The organism is Streptomyces sp. NPDC079141 (genome assembly GCF_040686775.1).
GTDB lineage: Bacteria > Actinomycetota > Actinomycetes > Streptomycetales > Streptomycetaceae > Streptomyces.
This window is the reverse complement of sequence record NZ_JBFBLP010000043.1, coordinates 1-1,169: the sequence shown is the minus strand read 5'-3', so window position 1 is coordinate 1,169 and position 1,169 is coordinate 1. Positions and strand designations below refer to the sequence as shown.

Here is a 1,169-nt window from a genome sequence, read left to right as displayed (position 1 = left end):
TGTGGCCCCCCTTCTCCCGAAGTTACGGGGGCATTTTGCCGAGTTCCTTAACCATAGTTCACCCGAACGCCTCGGTATTCTCTACCTGACCACCTGAGTCGGTTTAGGGTACGGGCCGCCATGAAACTCGCTAGAGGCTTTTCTCGACAGCATAGGATCATCCACTTCACCACAATCGGCTCGGCATCAGGTCTCAGACTGTATGCAAGGCGGATTTGCCTACCTTGCGTCCTACACCCTTACCCCGGGACAACCACCGCCCGGGATGGACTACCTTCCTGCGTCACCCCATCACTCACCTACTACAAGTCTGGTCCGTCGGCTCCACCACTCCCCTTTGCCCGAAGGCTCCGGGGCGGCTTCACGGACTTAGCATCGCCTGATTCAATGTTTGACGCTTCACAGCGGGTACCGGAATATCAACCGGTTATCCATCGACTACGCCTGTCGGCCTCGCCTTAGGTCCCGACTTACCCTGGGCAGATCAGCTTGACCCAGGAACCCTTAGTCAATCGGCGCAAACGTTTCTCACGTTTGTATCGCTACTCATGCCTGCATTCTCACTCGTGAACCGTCCACAACTACCTTCCGGTGCTGCTTCACCCGGCACACGACGCTCCCCTACCCATCCATACAGGCGTTGGCCCTGTTGTATGAATGACACGACTTCGGCGGTACGCTTGAGCCCCGCTACATTGTCGGCGCGGAATCACTAGACCAGTGAGCTATTACGCACTCTTTCAAGGGTGGCTGCTTCTAAGCCAACCTCCTGGTTGTCTGTGCGACTCCACATCCTTTCCCACTTAGCGTACGCTTAGGGGCCTTAGTCGATGCTCTGGGCTGTTTCCCTCTCGACCATGGAGCTTATCCCCCACAGTCTCACTGCCGCGCTCTCACTTACCGGCATTCGGAGTTTGGCTAAGGTCAGTAACCCGGTAGGGCCCATCGCCTATCCAGTGCTCTACCTCCGGCAAGAAACACACGACGCTGCACCTAAATGCATTTCGGGGAGAACCAGCTATCACGGAGTTTGATTGGCCTTTCACCCCTAACCACAGGTCATCCCCCAGGTTTTCAACCCTGGTGGGTTCGGTCCTCCACGAAGTCTTACCTCCGCTTCAACCTGCCCATGGCTAGATCACTCCGCTTCGGGTCTTGAGCGCGCTACT

Annotated in this window: 1 rRNA gene (running past one end of the window); it reads right to left on the bottom strand. The window is 56.6% G+C overall.

The features are described 5' to 3' along the window. Positions 1-1,169 (bottom strand): 23S ribosomal RNA (locus tag AB0Q90_RS42020); its annotated part reaches 1,293 nt to the left of the window's first position; the annotation flags it as partial.